Annotated in this window: 12 protein-coding genes; 7 read left to right on the top strand and 5 right to left on the bottom strand. The window is 74.4% G+C overall.

All coding sequences use genetic code 11. The annotated features are described in order from the left end of the window. The first annotated feature begins 622 nt into the window (after positions 1 to 622). Positions 623 to 1,633 (top strand): protein phosphatase 2C domain-containing protein, encoded by a 1,011-nt coding sequence (locus ACZ6ZN_RS05090; RefSeq protein ID WP_469643135.1) that lies wholly within the window; start codon positions 623 to 625, stop codon positions 1,631 to 1,633. Between the two features lie 66 nt (positions 1,634 to 1,699). Continuing rightward, the gene (locus ACZ6ZN_RS05085) at positions 1,700 to 3,442 is read left to right on the top strand and encodes a pyruvate dehydrogenase (RefSeq protein ID WP_398109615.1); all 1,743 of its coding nucleotides are present in this window, start codon (positions 1,700 to 1,702) and stop codon (positions 3,440 to 3,442) included. A gap of 14 nt (positions 3,443 to 3,456) precedes the next feature. On the opposite strand, the gene ACZ6ZN_RS05080 is transcribed toward ACZ6ZN_RS05085, so the two are convergent. Further along, complete coding sequence (locus ACZ6ZN_RS05080; protein ID WP_469643133.1) at positions 3,457 to 5,316, bottom strand: helix-turn-helix domain-containing protein; 1,860 nt, start codon at positions 5,314 to 5,316, stop codon at positions 3,457 to 3,459. Positions 5,317 to 5,548: 232 nt separating this feature from the next. Here ACZ6ZN_RS05080 and ACZ6ZN_RS05075 point away from each other — a divergent pair, with 232 nt between their 5' ends. Further along, positions 5,549 to 6,172, top strand: coding sequence for a hypothetical protein (locus tag ACZ6ZN_RS05075; RefSeq protein ID WP_469643131.1), 624 nt, complete (start codon positions 5,549 to 5,551; stop codon positions 6,170 to 6,172). 423 nt (positions 6,173 to 6,595) lie between these two features. Next, positions 6,596 to 7,090: an ATP-binding protein gene (locus tag ACZ6ZN_RS05070; RefSeq protein WP_469643966.1), complete on the top strand. Its 495-nt coding sequence runs from the start codon at positions 6,596 to 6,598 to the stop codon at positions 7,088 to 7,090. A gap of 56 nt (positions 7,091 to 7,146) precedes the next feature. Here the strand turns inward: ACZ6ZN_RS05070 and ACZ6ZN_RS05065 are convergent, their stop codons facing one another. Beyond that, complete coding sequence (locus ACZ6ZN_RS05065) at positions 7,147 to 8,184, bottom strand: DUF2637 domain-containing protein (RefSeq protein ID WP_398109612.1); 1,038 nt, start codon at positions 8,182 to 8,184, stop codon at positions 7,147 to 7,149. Positions 8,185 to 8,488: 304 nt separating this feature from the next. Continuing rightward, the gene (locus tag ACZ6ZN_RS05060; RefSeq protein ID WP_451877889.1) at positions 8,489 to 9,340 is read right to left on the bottom strand and encodes a (2Fe-2S)-binding protein; all 852 of its coding nucleotides are present in this window, start codon (positions 9,338 to 9,340) and stop codon (positions 8,489 to 8,491) included. A gap of 190 nt (positions 9,341 to 9,530) precedes the next feature. Here ACZ6ZN_RS05060 and ACZ6ZN_RS05055 point away from each other — a divergent pair, with 190 nt between their 5' ends. Further along, positions 9,531 to 10,325 carry a GntR family transcriptional regulator gene (locus ACZ6ZN_RS05055; protein WP_469643129.1) on the top strand — a complete coding sequence of 265 codons (795 nt, stop codon included), beginning with the start codon at positions 9,531 to 9,533 and terminating at the stop codon, positions 10,323 to 10,325. Between the two features lie 189 nt (positions 10,326 to 10,514). Here ACZ6ZN_RS05055 and ACZ6ZN_RS05050 read toward each other — a convergent pair whose 3' ends face one another. Together ACZ6ZN_RS05050 and ACZ6ZN_RS05045 are read right to left on the bottom strand one after the other, a co-directional pair. After that, the gene (locus ACZ6ZN_RS05050) at positions 10,515 to 11,279 is read right to left on the bottom strand and encodes a hypothetical protein (protein ID WP_398109609.1); all 765 of its coding nucleotides are present in this window, start codon (positions 11,277 to 11,279) and stop codon (positions 10,515 to 10,517) included. Between the two features lie 165 nt (positions 11,280 to 11,444). Then, complete coding sequence (locus ACZ6ZN_RS05045) at positions 11,445 to 13,118, bottom strand: PucR family transcriptional regulator (protein ID WP_469643127.1); 1,674 nt, start codon at positions 13,116 to 13,118, stop codon at positions 11,445 to 11,447. 379 nt (positions 13,119 to 13,497) lie between these two features. Between ACZ6ZN_RS05045 and ACZ6ZN_RS05040 the strand changes: the two genes are divergently transcribed. Then, complete coding sequence (locus ACZ6ZN_RS05040) at positions 13,498 to 14,388, top strand: FAD binding domain-containing protein (RefSeq protein WP_469643125.1); 891 nt, start codon at positions 13,498 to 13,500, stop codon at positions 14,386 to 14,388. Beyond that, on the top strand, positions 14,388 to 14,969 hold the full coding sequence (locus ACZ6ZN_RS05035) for a (2Fe-2S)-binding protein (RefSeq protein WP_469643123.1): 582 nt from the start codon (positions 14,388 to 14,390) through the stop codon (positions 14,967 to 14,969). The genes ACZ6ZN_RS05040 and ACZ6ZN_RS05035 overlap by 1 nt, the downstream gene beginning before the upstream one ends. The last annotated feature ends 1 nt before the right edge of the window (position 14,970 follow it).

Raw genomic sequence — 14,970 nt, 5'->3', positions numbered from 1 at the left:
GGTACCTGCTCCCGGAGCCGCGCCCGGGACCCTGCCGGAAACGCAGCCCACCCCGGCACCCGGACCGGCGTCCGGACCTGGATTCCCGCCCGAGGCCGGACCCGCGCCCGAGCCCGGGTCGGTACCTGCCCCCGGAGCCGCGCCCGAGCCCCCGCCGGGAACGCAGCCCGGGCCCACGCCCGGGTCCGCACCCGGACCGACCTCCGGACCCGGGTTCCCGGCCGAGGCCGGACCGGCGCCCGCCCCTGCCGCCGGACACGCGCCCGAGCCCGTGCCGGGAACGGAACCCGCCCCCGCACCGCCAACGGCGCCCGCACCCGGAACGGGACCCGTACCCCCGGCCCCGGAATCCCCCGCACCCCCGGAGCATCCCCCCGCGGTCGCGCCTCCCGGCCCGGGGATGCCCTCCGTGCCGCCGCCCCCGGTCTCGCCCCCGGCCTGGCCGGGCGGGGCCGGCCGCACGCCGGCCGGGGCGGACGTGCCCTCCGCCCCGCCTCCGCCCGTGGATCCACCGTCGGCGCAGCCGCAGAGTCCGGGGTCCGGCTCCCCGGCGGAGCCCCACCACGCGGTCGGGACCGTCGCCGTGCCGCCGCTTCCCGCCGGGCCGCCGCCGGAACCCGCGGTGGAGCAGCCGGCGTCCCGGATCGAGCGGCCCGCCGGGGAACCGGGGCCCCGGGGCCACGTCGGCTCCCGGCCGCCCACCTACGACGCCGAACCCACCGCCCTGCCCGCCGCCGATCCGGACGACCTCGGCGACCTCGTCGCGGACACGGTCCTCGACGGCGCCCGGTACGGGTCCTGCACCCTGCGGGCCGTGTCCGTGCGGGGCGACTCGGCGCGGTACCGGGGTGAGCCGCGGCGCGACTCCCTGCTCACCGCGCGGTTCGGGACGGGCGAACGGGCGCTGCTGCTGGTGGCGATGGCGACCGGGGCCCGCGCCACGCCGGGCGCGCACCGGGCCGCCGCCGAGGCGTGTCACTGGATCGGCCGTGCGGTGGGGCGCAGCCACGCACGCCTGGTGGAGGACATCAGGGGCGGCCGCCGGGGCGACCTCAAGTCCGGGCTGCACCGGCTCACCGACCGCAGTCTCGGCAGGCTCCGGGCCAGCGCGAGCGAACAGGGCGTCACCCCGCAGGAGTACGCGGCGAGCCTGCGCTGCCTGCTGCTGCCCGCCGACCCGGCCTGCCGGACCCGCGTGTTCTTCGGCGTCGGCCCCGGCGGGCTGTTCCGGCTGCGGGAGGGGGAGTGGCAGGACATCGAGCCCCGGGTGGCGGACGTCCGGGGCGAGGCGGTCCTCGGCTTCGGGTCGCCGCCCTCCGAGACCCCCGAGGGCGACCGGCTCACCATGGACCTCGGCATCCCCGCCCCGCCGAGCCCCTACGAACCGGCCCCGGAGCCGCCCCGCGAGCCCTTCCGCTTCCGTACCTCCGTCGCCCGCCCGGGTGACACGCTCCTGATGTGCAGCAGCGGTCTCGCCGATCCGCTGCGGGGCGAACCCGAGCTGGGCGAGTACCTCGCCGAGCGGTGGTCCCTCCCGGAGGCGCCCGGCCTGGCCGCGTTCTTCGCGGACTCCCAGGTCCGGGTCAAGGGGTACGCGGACGACCGTACGGCCGCGGCGGTGTGGGAGGCGTGAGTACGCGGCCTGTGAGGTGATGGAACTCGGAGGGATCCCGGCAGACCGAAGGGGCAGACGAGAACCATGGCCAAACAGAACGTCGCGGAACAGTTCGTCGACATCCTCACCCGCGCCGGGGTGAAGCGCCTCTACGGGGTCGTCGGCGACAGTCTCAACCCCGTCGTCGACGCCGTCCGCCGCAACTCCGCCATCGACTGGATCCACGTACGGCACGAGGAGACCGCCGCCTTCGCCGCCAGTGCCGAGGCCCAGATCACCGGCTCGCTCGCCGCGTGCGCCGGTTCCTGCGGTCCCGGCAACCTCCACCTCATCAACGGCCTCTACGACGCCCACCGCTCCATGGCGCCGGTCCTCGCCCTGGCCTCGCACATCCCCTCCAGCGAGATCGGCCTCGGCTACTTCCAGGAGACCCACCCCGACCGGCTGTTCACCGAGTGCAGCCACTACAGCGAGATGATCTCCAGCCCGCAGCAGATGCCGCGGCTGCTCCAGACCGCCATCCAGAACGCCGTCGGACGCAGCGGCGTCAGCGTCGTCACCCTGCCCGGGGACATCGCCGACCGGCCCGCCCCGGAACAGGCCGCCGAGACGGCCCTCGTCACCTCACGGCCCAGCGTGCGCCCCGGCGACGCCGAGATCGACCGGCTGGTCGAGATGATCGACGAGGCGGGCAAGGTCACCCTGTTCTGCGGCAGCGGCACGGCCGGAGCGCACGCGGAGGTCATGGAGTTCGCCGGGAAGATCAAGGCCCCGGTCGGGCACGCCCTGCGCGGCAAGGAGTGGATCCAGTACGACAACCCCTTCGACGTCGGCATGAGCGGACTGCTCGGGTACGGCGCCGCGTACGAGGCCACCCACGAGTGCGACCTGCTGATCCTGCTCGGCACCGACTTCCCCTACAACGCGTTCCTCCCCGACGACGTGAAGATCGTCCAGGTGGACGTGCGGCCCGAGCACCTCGGCCGCCGCTCGAAGCTGGACCTCGCGGTGTGGGGCGACGTACGGGAGACGCTGCGCTGCCTCGTCCCGCGGGTGAAGGAGAAGAAGAACCGCCGCTTCCTGGACCGGATGCTCAAGAAGCACGCCGACGCGCTGGAGGGGGTGGTGAAGGCCTACACCCGAAACGTCGAGAAGCACACGCCGATCCACCCCGAGTATGTGGCGTCCGTGCTCGACGAAGTCGCCTCCGACGACGCCGTCTTCACCGTCGACACCGGCATGTGCAACGTCTGGGCCGCCCGGTACATCTCGCCCAACGGCCGCCGCCGCGTCATCGGTTCCTTCTCGCACGGCTCGATGGCCAACGCCCTGCCCATGGCGATCGGCGCGCAGTTCACCGACCGCACACGGCAGGTCGTGTCGATGTCCGGCGACGGCGGCTTCTCCATGCTGATGGGCGACTTCCTCACGCTGGTGCAGTACGACCTCCCGGTGAAGGTCGTCCTCTTCAACAACTCCTCGCTCGGCATGGTCGAGTTGGAGATGCTGGTCGCCGGCCTGCCGTCCCACGGCACCGCCAACAAGAACCCGGACTTCGCGGCCGTCGCCCGTGCCTGTGGTGCCTACGGGGTGCGGGTCGAGAAGCCCAAGGACCTCCGGGGGGCCCTGAAGGACGCCTTCAAGCACAAGGGACCGGCCCTCGTCGACGTCGTCACCGACCCCAACGCGCTGTCCATCCCGCCGAAGATCAAGGCCGAGATGGTGACCGGGTTCGCCCTGTCGGCCTCGAAGATCGTGCTGGACGGCGGCGTCGGCCGCATGGTGCAGATGGCCCGCTCCAACCTGCGCAACATGCCCCGGCCGTAGCCGTTCCGCGGCGTCTAGCCGTACGGCGTCCACCGGCGCGAGGAGGTGTCGTACCGATAGCGGGGCAGGCCCTCCAGGGCGCTGGTGCGGAAGGGCCGGCCCCGGTCGTCGATCCGGACCGTGCCCCTGCGGCCCTGCGAGGACCAGTCCAGCTCCAGGTACCACCGGCAGTCGCACGACCGGGTGCCCGCTGTCACCAGCAGCACCTCGGGCTCTCGCGCGGAGACCCGGTAGGGCATGCGCACCGCCGGTATCGGCGTCCCGGCGTCGTTGCCGGCGACCGCGCGGGCGAGGGGCCGGTCCTTGTCCAGGTCCACCTCGAAGTACCGCGGGGTGACGGCACCGCCGCAGCCCTGGTCCATCGCGAAGGCGTTGCCCTCGACGGGGGCCGTGCGCCCCACCACGCGCACGCGCAGGTCCTCCAGTACGACAGCCGTGTCGGTCCGCCCCTGCACCGAAAGCCGTACGAGCGTCTCGCCCGCATGCACCGCGCCCTGGGTCGCGGCCCAAGTGCCCGCGTCCTGCGGCACGGGCGGCGGGGGAACCCGGCCCGGGGGCTTGCTGATCACGTAGTCGTGTCCGCAACCCAGCTTCCACGCCTGGGAGTCGGCGGACCAGGTCAGGGGTGCGGCGGCGGACGAGCCGTTCCGCGGGGGAGCGGCGGTCCGGGCGGACGGCGAGGGGCCGGCCGTGCCGTGCTTCCTCCCCTTCTTCCCTCCCTTTGCCTTCTCCGGGGCGGTGGAGGACGACGACGGCTCCGGGGTGGGCGAGTCGCTCGGCGTGGAGGAGCCGTGCCGTCCCGGCGGTCCGGCCGGGTCCGCCCCGGGGTCGGCCGGGGCGACGGTACGGGCGGGGCCGTCGGCGGCTGCCCGCCGTCCGTCGGGCAGAGCGGCGAGACCTCCCAGGGTCGCCAGCAGCGCGCAGGCGGCGGCGAGGCCGATCAGGAGCCGCCGGTGACGGTGCCAGGGGCGGTGGGGACGGGCGGCGTGCGGGGCAGGGAGGTTCACCGGGTCCGCTTCCGCCGGGGCGTCCGCCTCTCGTGACGTCCCGTCCGGCCCGGCCGGGGCGTCCGCCGCGCGCCCGCTCGACGGGGCGCCCGCCTCCTGGTGTGCGCCCGCGCCCCGCGCCGCTTCGGCGACCCGCACCGCGTGCGCGCCCTGCGGGGCGCCCCGGCCCGGCGCCGCGCGCCCATCCGGCCCGGCGTCCCCGGCCACGACCGGCTCCCCGGCTTCTGCCCTGTCGCCCGTGGCTGCCGGTTCCTCGGCTTCTGCCCTACGGTCGGCGGCTGCCGGCTCTCCGGCCTCCGCCCTGTCGCCTATGGCTGCCGGTTCCTCGGCCTCCGCCCTGTCGCCTATGGCTGCCGGTCCCTCGGCCTCCGCCCTGTCGCCTACGGTTGCCGGTTCCCCGGCCTCCGCCCTGCCCCCGCCCGCTGACGGCCCGTCACCCTCCGCGGCTGCCTCCCCGTTCGGGCCGCCTGCGCCTTCCGCCGCAGCCGCGGACCGTCCTTCCACCGCAGCCGCGGCCTGCCCCGCACCGGCGGCGACCGTGGAGCCCGCGCCCTCCACCGATCCGCCCGCGGCCGCACTGCCTCCGGCCGTGCCGCCGCGAGGCCGTTGCCGTGCCGCCACCGCGACGAGCCAGCGGCGGTGCAGTTCCAGGCGCTCGTCGGCGGTGGCCCCGCACAGGGCCGCGAAGCGCTCCACGGGAGCGAAGTCGACCGGGACCGCGTCGCCCGCGCAATACCGGTGCAATGTCGAGGTGTTCATGGCCAGGCGGCGGGCCAGCGAACCGTAGCTGCGGTCCGTGCGCTCCTTAAGGGCTCTCAGCAGCGCCGCGAACTCCCCGACGCCGTCCACGTCCTTGCGTGCCGACACCGTTCCCCCGTCCTCGTGGTCCGACCGGGCCCGGAACGGCATCCCAGGCACCCCATGTACCTGCACGTCAGACGGGCTGGGATGGTTCCACCGTGCCGGATCGGGCGCGGGCTGTTGCGTCCGTCCTGTGGGACGGCTGATGCTTCTGGTGCCGCACCGAGCAGGTCCTGCCCGACCGGCCGGCCGCGCGGCGGCACCGACCATCCACGTACACATCCACGGGGGAACACCCATGCCCAGGCACATCCGAGCAAGCGCGCTCACCCCACTCACCGTCGCGGCCCTCGCGGCGGGCACGGTCCTCACGGCACCGGCCGCCGGTGCCGCGACGAAGGCCGTTGCACCGAAGTTCCTGTCGGCGTCCCAGCTGCCGCCGCACCCGAGCTCCACCTGGACGGCCGGCCCGGTCACCGAAGGGTTCCCGGAGGGACTCGGCACCTGCGTCAGCACGGAGGGCGTGCCGTCCTACGACTACCGGTACCGCGAGTTCCGGACCGACCTGGACACCAGTGCCGTGCAGCTGACCGTCGTGGCGGACACGGCCACCCTGGCCAAGGCGCTGGCGAAGCACTACGACGACCTGATCCGCACCTGTGGCGAGCGCATCGAGCAGGCCTACCCCGACACCGAGGCTGAGGGCCGCTACTACGGCAAGCTGGCGGTCGAGGAGGGCGCCCAGGTGCGGGGTCTGCACACCGAGACCTCGTGGGGTGCCAACGACGTCTCGCTGATGTCGGTGGGACGTGACGGCAGGACCGTCACCGTCGTGCAGTGGGGTCAGATGGGCGACTTCGGCGACGCCCCGGTGAGCGCCTTCAAGAAGACGACGACCACCGCCGTCAACAAGCTCTACTGACCGGGCGGCCACCGGCGCAAGGGCCGTCCTCCGCCACGGGGGTGAGGAGGACGGCCCCGCACCGGCCGCACGCGGCGACGGAAACCGTCGTACTTCGGCCAACTTCCGGCGAGCGCCCCCTACGCGGGCCGGTCCTCTCCTCCCGTCCCCGCGCACGCGTCCGGCGACAGCCGACACACGGCTCGTCGTCCGATCTCCGGCGGTCAGCAACCGTACGGAGACCCTGACCGGCCACCCCCTTGACCCCCTGCCCCCGGCCGGTGTACCACGCGGCGGGCCGCCACCGGGCCCGGGTGCCCGTTCCCGTGGCCGAACACCCGGCCGTCGGCGAGCGGGCATGACTGGCGCGTGCCCGGTGGGGCATGGATCCCCGTGAACGTGTTCGAGCAAGGGGGAACCGACATCGGCGCGCGGGCGGGGGCCATGGAGAGGCAGGCACGGGGAGGCGGTCCCACGGCGACGGGGGCCTTCTCGGTGGACACGGCGGGGGACAGGGCGGACGAGGTCGCGGAGCGGGAGGCGGAGCCGCAACTGCGCCGCAGACTCGGGCGGGCGGACCTGCGGGCCGTCCCGGAAGCCCGCAGGGCCCTGCGGGAACTGCTCGGACGCTGGGGCAGGCCGCCCGGACGCTCCGACCTCCCCGACATCGCGGAACTGCTCACCAGCGAACTCGTCACCAACGCGATCGTCCACACCGACCACGACGCGGTCCTCACGGCCACCGTCGGACCCCGCGGACTGCGCGTGGAGGTGCGGGACTTCGTGGCCCGCAGGCCCCGGGTGCGCACACCGGTCCCCGACGAGGGCACAGGCGGGCGCGGCCTGTTCCTGGTGGAGTCCCTCGCGGACGACTGGGGGGTACGGCCGCACGAGGTGGGCAAGTCGGTCTGGTTCGAGCTCCAGGCCCGCGCGGCGTGAACGCCGAAGGGGGCGCGGTCCCCCCCGGACCGCGCCCCCTTTTCGGTGCCGCTGCGTCAGCCGAACTGCTGCTCCAGGTCCTTGAGCTTGCGCTCCAGGGAGTCCAGACGCGGCAGCGCCTGCGTGTCGTCCTCCGCCGTCAGGTCGACAGTCACCGGGTCAGTCCCCTGGCGGACCGGCTGCAGGGAGGGACGCGAGCGGACGGGCAGGGGATCCGGCGCTATGGCAGGCTCCGCGGAGGCCTGCGAGGAGGCGCGCTCCACCTGCACCTCCACCTGCCGGCCGCCACCGCGGCCGAAGTGCCCGCGGTTGCCGCGGCTGATCGCCTTCAACTGCGCGCGCTCCACGCGCTGCTGGTCGCGCCGCCGCTGACGGGCCTCGTCCTTCTTGCGCTTGTCGTCACGGACCTCGTCCACCGCCTCGTCGAGGCTGCGCACGCCTTCCAGCAGCATCAGCGACCAGGCGCCGTACGTCTCCCGGGGAGCGCGCAGCCAGCGCACGATGCGGATCTGCGGCAGCGGGCGCGGCACCAGGCCCTGCTCGCGCAGGGCGGCGCGGCGGGTCTGCTTCAGCGCGCGGTCGAAGAGGACGGCGGCGGACAGCGACATGCCGGCGAAGAAGTGCGGGGCGCCCGCGTGGCCGACGCCCCGGGGGGCGTGCACCCAGTTGAACCAGGCAGCGGCGAACGCGAACGTCCAGACCAGTATCCGGGAGCCGAGCGCGGCGTCACCGTGGCTGGCCTCGCGCACTGCCAGCACCGAGCAGAACATCGCCGCGCCGTCCAGGCCGAACGGGACGAGGTACTGCCAGCCGCCCGTCAGGCCGAGGTTCTGCTCGCCGAAGCCGACCAGGCCGTGGAAGGAGAGCGCGGCGGCGACGGCCGCGCAGCAGAAGAGCAGGACGTAGGAAACGGTGCCGTAGACCGCTTCCTTGCGCCTGCGGCGCTCCTCGCTGCGCTCCCAGGAGTCGTCCGCGCTCGTGTCCTTGACCGAGGAGCGCTTGCCGCGCGCGAGCACCGCCACCGCCGCCAGCATGCCCAGCAGGAGCACGGCGCCGGGAAGCAGCCAGTTCAGCGATATGTCGGTCAGTCTCATTCGGGGGTCCCTTGCAGTGGGATAGGGCGTAACGCCCGCCATAGTGGCCCAATCCCGTCAGCCCTCAGGGGGTTTCGGGGCAAGAGGCCGCCAAGGAAGTGCAAGGGGATGCCCAGGGCGGCGTTCTGCTCGAACTGCCGCTTGAGGGGCGGGAGTTGAGTTCGAACAAGACTACCCGTACGAGTGGTTCTCCGGAAAGTTCCCGCCACGCGTGAGGAGACGGTGATCCGCCTGGAGGCATGCGGGGGGCCGGTGTGGTGATGATCTTACGGGTCGCCGGGGGGTGATCCCGCCCGGCGCCGTGTCACCCCGCTGTGGCCAGCAGCTTGCCGACCCGGTCCGCCTCGCAGGTGCGGGGGCAGGTGGCGCAGGTGTCCTCCGGGCGCAGGGTGTAGAACATGCAGCAGCTCGCCCGCTCCCGGGTGCGCAGGGGCTCGCCGCCCGGCCCGGTCAGCTCCCGGAAGGCCGGTGTGCCGACGTACGGCTTGACCGCGCCGGGCAGCAGCATCTCCAGCTCGCGCATCGCCCGCCGCTCCTCGATCTCGCCGAGCTGCTGCGCGACGTACCAGACGCCCTCGACGATCTCGTCCGTCGCCATGCCCCACAGGGCCCGGCCGCGGCGCCGCATCCGGGGTCCGAACCCGGCCAGGACCGGTTCCATGTGCGCGGCCACGGCCGAGCGCACCTCCGCGCGCAGCGCCTCCTCGTCGGGCACGACACGGGCCCCGGGCAGGACGGCCGCCTCGTCGCCGGGCAGGCAGGCGAAGCCCGCGGGGCGGACGGCCAGGTGCCCGAGGGGGTGGCCCGCGGCGGTGCGGTCGTACGCGACGTGCGTCACGGGGTAGGAGGGGACCCTGCGCTCGAGGAACCAGGGGACGGTGATCAGCAGGCAGGCGGGCCAGGCGTAGCGGTGCAGACCGAAGCTCGCGACGACGTCGGGGCGGGCGCGCTGTCCGTAGTCCCGCTGGATCTGGTCCTCGTCCCAGGCCAGGAACGCGTCGAGCGCGGGGCCGGCCGCCGCGAGGTCGGCTGCGGCGGCCCAGCCGGCGCCCCGTGGCAGCGCGTCCCCGGGCGCGAGCTCCGTGACCGCGAGCCCCGGGAGGACGTCGGCCAGACGGGCGTAGGCGCCGGAGACGGCCGAGCGGGGCGCGGGCATGTGATCACCGATCCGTCTGGGTCGAACAGGCTTCCTGAAGGTAAGCCTTACCTTACCGAAGATCGCGGGAAAGGGAACCGTGGAAGGGAACGAGCGGCCGATGCACTTATGGTGCTTGACGGCTGAGTGACAACCCGCCGTAATGACCCCAAGTACCGATACGTCACCGACACGTCCCGAGGAGGACCTTGTGAAGCAGGGCACGCAGGGCTCTCCCGGGACCGGACTGCCCCGGACGCGACCGGCCGCCGAGGCCGGGGAGGCCCGGGTGCCGCGCCAGGCCGGGACGGTGCGCGGTGAGCACACGCACAGTGAGCCGCCCGCCCCGGAGGCTGCGCGGGAGCGGCCGGTCGTGCAGCGGACCTCGGTGCGCGGGCAGATCCTCGACGCGCTGCGTGCCGCGCTGGTGGCCGGGGACCTGCGGCCCGGTGAGGTGTACTCGGCGCCCGTGCTGGGGGAGCGGTTCGGGGTCTCCGCCACACCCGTGCGCGAGGCCATGCAGCAGCTGGCCCTGGAAGGCGCCGTGGAGGTCGTGCCCAACCGCGGTTTCCGGGTGGTCGAGCGCGGGGCCCGGGAACTGGCGGAGCTGGCCGAGGTGCGGGCGCTGATCGAGGTGCCGGTGCTGCTGCGCCTGGCACGCACCGTCCCCGCCGAGCGCTGGGCGGAGCTGCGTCCCCTCGCCGAGGCGACGGTCCGGGCGGCGTCCTCGGGCTGCCGGGCGACGTACGCGGAGTCCGACCGGGGGTTCCACCGGGCGGTGCTGTCCCTCGCCGGCAACCGCCAGCTCGTCCAGATCGCGGAGGACCTGCACCGCAGGGCGCAGTGGCCGCTGGTCGGGGGCGGGCCGGGGATGCGGGGCCGGGCCGACCTGGTGGCGGACGCGCACGAGCACACGGCGCTGCTGGACGCGCTGATCGCCCGGGACCTGGAGGTCGTGCGGGCGCTGGCGAGTGAGCACTTCTCGGGGGCCGCCGGCACGGGATGACGGGTCTTCTCGGCGGGCTGCCGGGTCCCGCGCCCGGCAGGGGATGGCGGGCCTCGTCCGCGGGCTGCCGGGTCCCGCGCCCGGCACGGGATGACGGGTCCTCTCGGCGGGCACCCTGCGGTGGTGCCGGCCGGCCGGTCAGGGCCCGGTGCCCGCGGGGGCCGCGCCCCGAGGGCGGTGTCGGGCCTGTCAGGCCGTCGCCGCCGGAGGCAACGGCGTCAGGTGGCGGGCCAGCCAGGTGGGGACGCCGCCGAGCAGGCGGAACAGGCGGCGGGCCTCCTCCCGCAGACGCGACGCCTCCGGCTCGGTCTCGGTCTCGGCCAGGGACACCAGCGCGGGGGCCGTGCCCACCAGGTAGCCCAGTTCCTCACGGATCCGCAGCGACTCCGCGAAGCCGTGCCGGGCCTCCGCCAACTCACCCTCGCGCAGGGCCAGTCCGGCCATGTGGCGCCAGGTGAACGACAGCAGCAGCGGGTCGGCCAGGGCCGTCGCCCCGGCGTGGGCGCGGCGGTAGGCGGCGCGTGCGGCCTGGGGCGAGCTGGTCAGGTTCTCCGCCACCAGCCCGCGGCGGAAGTCGAGCAGGGCCCGCTGCGGGGCCCCCGGAGGCACCAGCGCCGCGGCCCGGCCGAGCGCGGCACGGGCCTCGTCGGCCCGGTCGCGCACCGCGAGCACCGTCGCCGCGTAGGCCAAGTACCCGCGTTCACAAGCGGCCGCGCCCCGCTCCTCGTCGCCGTGGGCCAGCGCCTCGGCCGTGCGCAGCGCGTCCTCGGCGTCCTCCCAGCCCTGCTCGGTGTACAGGCACCGTTCGACCAGCAGCGCCGCGCGCTGCAGCGCCGCCCCCGGGGTGGCCGGCGGCAGCAGTGCGGCCGCGTCGGCCCAGCACCCGCGCGAGCGCAGCCGCCATACCGCGGTCTGGAGGGGATCGTCACCGGCGGTCGTTCCGTTACCAGACATGGCGGTATGCGCCACGTTGCCCTCCCCGAGCACGCCATCGAGCTGTTGAGTGGTGGCGGCATCTCAGCACGAATCGGCGGGCCGGGCCAAGAGGGCGGGTGAAGGATTTCACAAAGTCGTGGGACGCGGCGCGGGCCCGGGGCCCGGGCCGTGCGCGCCCTTGTCTCAGCTCATCCGCAGTGCCAGGAAGAAGTCGAGCTTGTCCTCCAGCCGGGAAAGGTCACGACCCGTCAACTGCTCGATCCGGCCGACGCGGTAGCGCAGCGTGTTGACGTGCAGGTGCAGACGGGTGGCACAGCGGGTCCAGGAGCCGTCGCAGTCGAGGAACGCCTCCAGGGTGGGGATCAGCTCGGCCCGGTGGCGGCGGTCGTAGTCGCGCAGGGGATCCAGGAGGCGGGCGGTGAAGGCGCGGCGGACGTCGTCGGGGACGAAGGGGAGCAGCAGGACGTGGGAGGCCAGTTCCTGGTGGCCCGCCGCACAGACCCGGCCCGGCCGCGCGGCGGCCACCCGGCGGGCGTGCCGGGCCTCCTCCAGGGCGCCGCGCAGGCCCTCCGCCGAGTGGACGGCCGCGCTGACCCCGAGGGTGAGCCGGCCGTCGCCGTCGAGCCCCGCCGTCAGCGGGTCGCGGACCGACTCCAGGAGGGCGTCGGCGAGGACGCCCGTCTCCGGCCCGTCGTGCTCCGCCGTGACGGCCGGGAGGGGGACCAGGGCGATGGCCTCCTCGCCCGTGTGGGCGACGGCGATGCGGTCGGAGGGGTCCGGGCCGCCCGCCGCGGGGTCGGCGAGGATCTCCTCCAGCAGGGCCTGCGCCACCGGGCCGGTCCCGGTCTCCTCGCCGTCCCAGTCGACCCGGGCCACCACCACCTGCCAGTGCGGCGCCGCTCCCAGGCCGGGCAGCAGCACCGGGGCGGCCACGCGCAGCCGGGCGGCGATCTCACCGGGCGCGGCGCCCGTCTGCACCAGCTCCAGCACCTCCTGGGCGAGGCGGCGGCGGACGGTCCGGGCCGCGTCGCGGCGGTCCCGCTCGACGGCGATCAGCTGGGTGACGCCGTGCAGCAGGTCCAGGCGCTCCTCGGCCCAGTCGCCGGCGTCCGCCTCGACGGCCAGCAGCCAGTCGGACAGCGCGCTCTCGCGGGCGTCCCGGACCGGCTGCGGGGGACGGCCCGTGGACCGCACGGGGAACAGGGAGTAGGTGGTGGCACCGAGGACGACCCGGTGGGGACCGCGGCGGCCAGAGCGGGTGGCGGTGAGGTGCTCGCCCGCGAGCCGGGCGCACACCTCGGCCGGCAGGGCGGCCCCGGCGGTCTTGGAGCCCGCCATCAGGCGGCCGGTGGGGGAGAGGACCCAGGCACGCAGGTCGAGGTCGGAGCCCAGCAGGTCCAGGACCACGTCGGGGCCGCCGCCCGCCGGGCCGGACGTCATCATCCTGCGGTGGCGGTCGACCACCGCCGCCAGGTCTCCGGCGCGCTCGCCGGAGACCTGCCGCACCACGTGCTCGGTGATCGTCGCGAAGGCCACCGACTCGTGGACGGCCAGGAGCGGCAGGCGGTGCCGGGCGCACGCGGCGACCAGGTCCTCCGGCACGTCCCCGAGCTCGGCCTCGCCCGCGGCCAGGGCCGTCACGCCGGCCTGCACCAGGAGCCGGACGAACGGCTCCGAGTCACCGGCGTCCCGGCGCCAGGCCAGACCGGTGAGCACCAGTTCGCCGCCCGAGAGGTAGCGGCTGGGGTCGCGCAGGTCGGTGGTCATCACGCCCCGCACCGTGCGGTCCAGCTCGTCCCGGCCGCCGAGCAGCCTGAGGCCCAGCGCGTCCGTCTCCAGCAGTGCGCGCAGCCGCATTCTCGTCGCCGCCGTTCTTTGTCTCGAAAACTATGGTGGATCCAGAAGAGGCGCCTCCGAAGAACGCCTGTTCGGCGGGTGGATGAGCAGGGCTCGCCGCCTGGGAACCGTGTCCCGGTTGTGTCCCAGGTCACGCGGTGGTGTCGCGCGTTTCCACAGGAGAACGAGGAGGTTTCGGATGGCCTCCGTTCATACGAATCTACAAGATGCCTGCCGTGGCCAGCCAACTCCTTCATGGTTTCCGTGACTGACCCCGTCGGAGCACGGGCCTGTGTACTGAGCCCACTACGCGTGAACAGCACATGAACGAGCCGGGACCGCCGCACACGGATTGGCTCAATCTGCACGCCCCACGAGAAGACGAAGAAGAGAGCCGGTCATGGACTTCCTTCGCCCCGCCAGCTGGGAGGAGGCGCTCGCCGCGAAGGCCGAGCATCCCACCGCTGTGCCGATTGCGGGTGGCACCGACGTGATGGTCGAGATCAACTTCGACCACCGCCGGCCCGAGTACCTCCTCGACCTGAACCGCGTCGACGACCTCTCCGAGTGGGAGGTCGGCGAGGAGAGCGTGCGCCTGGGCGCCTCCGTGCCGTACACGAAGATCATGGAGAACCTGCGCGCCGAGCTGCCGGGTCTCGCCCTCGCCTCGCACACCGTGGCCTCCCCGCAGATCCGCAACCGCGGCGGCGTCGGCGGCAACCTCGGCACCGCGTCCCCGGCCGGGGACGCCCACCCGGCCCTGCTGGCCGCGGGCGCCGAGGTGGAGGTCCAGTCGGTGCGCGGCACGCGCCTCATCCCGATCGACGCGTTCTACAAGGGTGTGAAGCGCAACGCGCTGGAGCCCGACGAGCTGATCCGCGCGGTGCACGTCAAGAAGGCGGACGGGCCGCAGCAGTTCTCCAAGGTCGGCACCCGCAACGCCATGGTCATCGCCGTGTGCGCCTTCGGATTCGCGCTGCACCCGGCCACCCGGACCGTGCGCACCGGCATCGGCTCCGCCGCGCCGACCCCCGTTCGGGCCAAGGCCGCCGAGGAGTTCCTGAACGCCGCGCTGGAGGAAGGCGGCTTCTGGGACAACGGCAAGATCATCACTCCGTCGGTCGCCAAGCAGTTCGCGGACCTGTGCTCGGGCGCCTGCAACCCCATCGACGACGTCCGGGGCACCGCGAGCTACCGCCGCCACGCGGTCGGCGTCATGGCCCGCCGCACGCTGACCTGGACCTGGGAGTCCTACCGCGGCGAACGCCGCCTCACCGAGGGAGCTGCGTGATGCGCGTCAACTTCACGGTCAACGGCCGTCCGCAGGAAGCCGACGACGTGTGGGAGGGCGAGTCCCTGCTGTACGTGCTGAGGGAGCGGCTCGGCCTGCCGGGCTCGAAGAACGCCTGCGAGCAGGGCGAGTGCGGTTCGTGCACGGTCCGCCTGGACGGCGTGCCGGTGTGCTCGTGCCTGGTCGCCGCCGGGCAGGTGGAGGGCCGCGAGGTCGTCACCGTCGAGGGCCTCGCCGACCACGCCAGGCAGCGCGCCGAGGGCGGCTGCGCCTCCGGCGCCTGCGGCACCTCGGTGCAGGACGCGCAGGGCCGGCAGGCCGGGGGCACCGACTCGCAGACCGGCGAGGGCGGCGAACTGGCCCCCATCCAGCAGGCGTTCATCGACGCCGGCGCCGTCCAGTGCGGCTTCTGCACCCCGGGGCTGCTGGTCGCCGCCGACGAGATGCTGGAGCGCAACCCCAACCCGACCGACGCGGACATCCGCGAGGCGCTGTCGGGCAACCTGTGCCGCTGCACCGGCTACGAGAAGATCATGGACGCGGTCCGCCTGGCGGCCGCCCGGCAGTCGGAGGCGGTCTGAT

The organism is Streptomyces sp. NPDC053665, assembly GCF_055585285.1.
The sequence above is the reverse complement of the archived record's forward strand: the minus strand, read 5'-3'. Positions and strand labels throughout refer to the sequence as shown.

Coding starts and splice junctions, on each gene's coding strand:
- ACZ6ZN_RS05050 (WP_398109609.1), bottom strand. CDS start 11,279: ATGTCTGGTAACGGAACGACCGCCGGTGACGATCCCCTCCAGACCGCG.
- ACZ6ZN_RS05035 (WP_469643123.1), top strand. CDS start 14,388: ATGCGCGTCAACTTCACGGTCAACGGCCGTCCGCAGGAAGCCGACGAC.
- ACZ6ZN_RS05060 (WP_451877889.1), bottom strand. CDS start 9,340: ATGCCCGCGCCCCGCTCGGCCGTCTCCGGCGCCTACGCCCGTCTGGCC.
- ACZ6ZN_RS05070 (WP_469643966.1), top strand. CDS start 6,596: ATGGAGAGGCAGGCACGGGGAGGCGGTCCCACGGCGACGGGGGCCTTC.
- ACZ6ZN_RS05040 (WP_469643125.1), top strand. CDS start 13,498: ATGGACTTCCTTCGCCCCGCCAGCTGGGAGGAGGCGCTCGCCGCGAAG.
- ACZ6ZN_RS05065 (WP_398109612.1), bottom strand. CDS start 8,184: ATGAGACTGACCGACATATCGCTGAACTGGCTGCTTCCCGGCGCCGTG.
- ACZ6ZN_RS05045 (WP_469643127.1), bottom strand. CDS start 13,118: ATGCGGCTGCGCGCACTGCTGGAGACGGACGCGCTGGGCCTCAGGCTG.
- ACZ6ZN_RS05075 (WP_469643131.1), top strand. CDS start 5,549: ATGCCCAGGCACATCCGAGCAAGCGCGCTCACCCCACTCACCGTCGCG.
- ACZ6ZN_RS05085 (WP_398109615.1), top strand. CDS start 1,700: ATGGCCAAACAGAACGTCGCGGAACAGTTCGTCGACATCCTCACCCGC.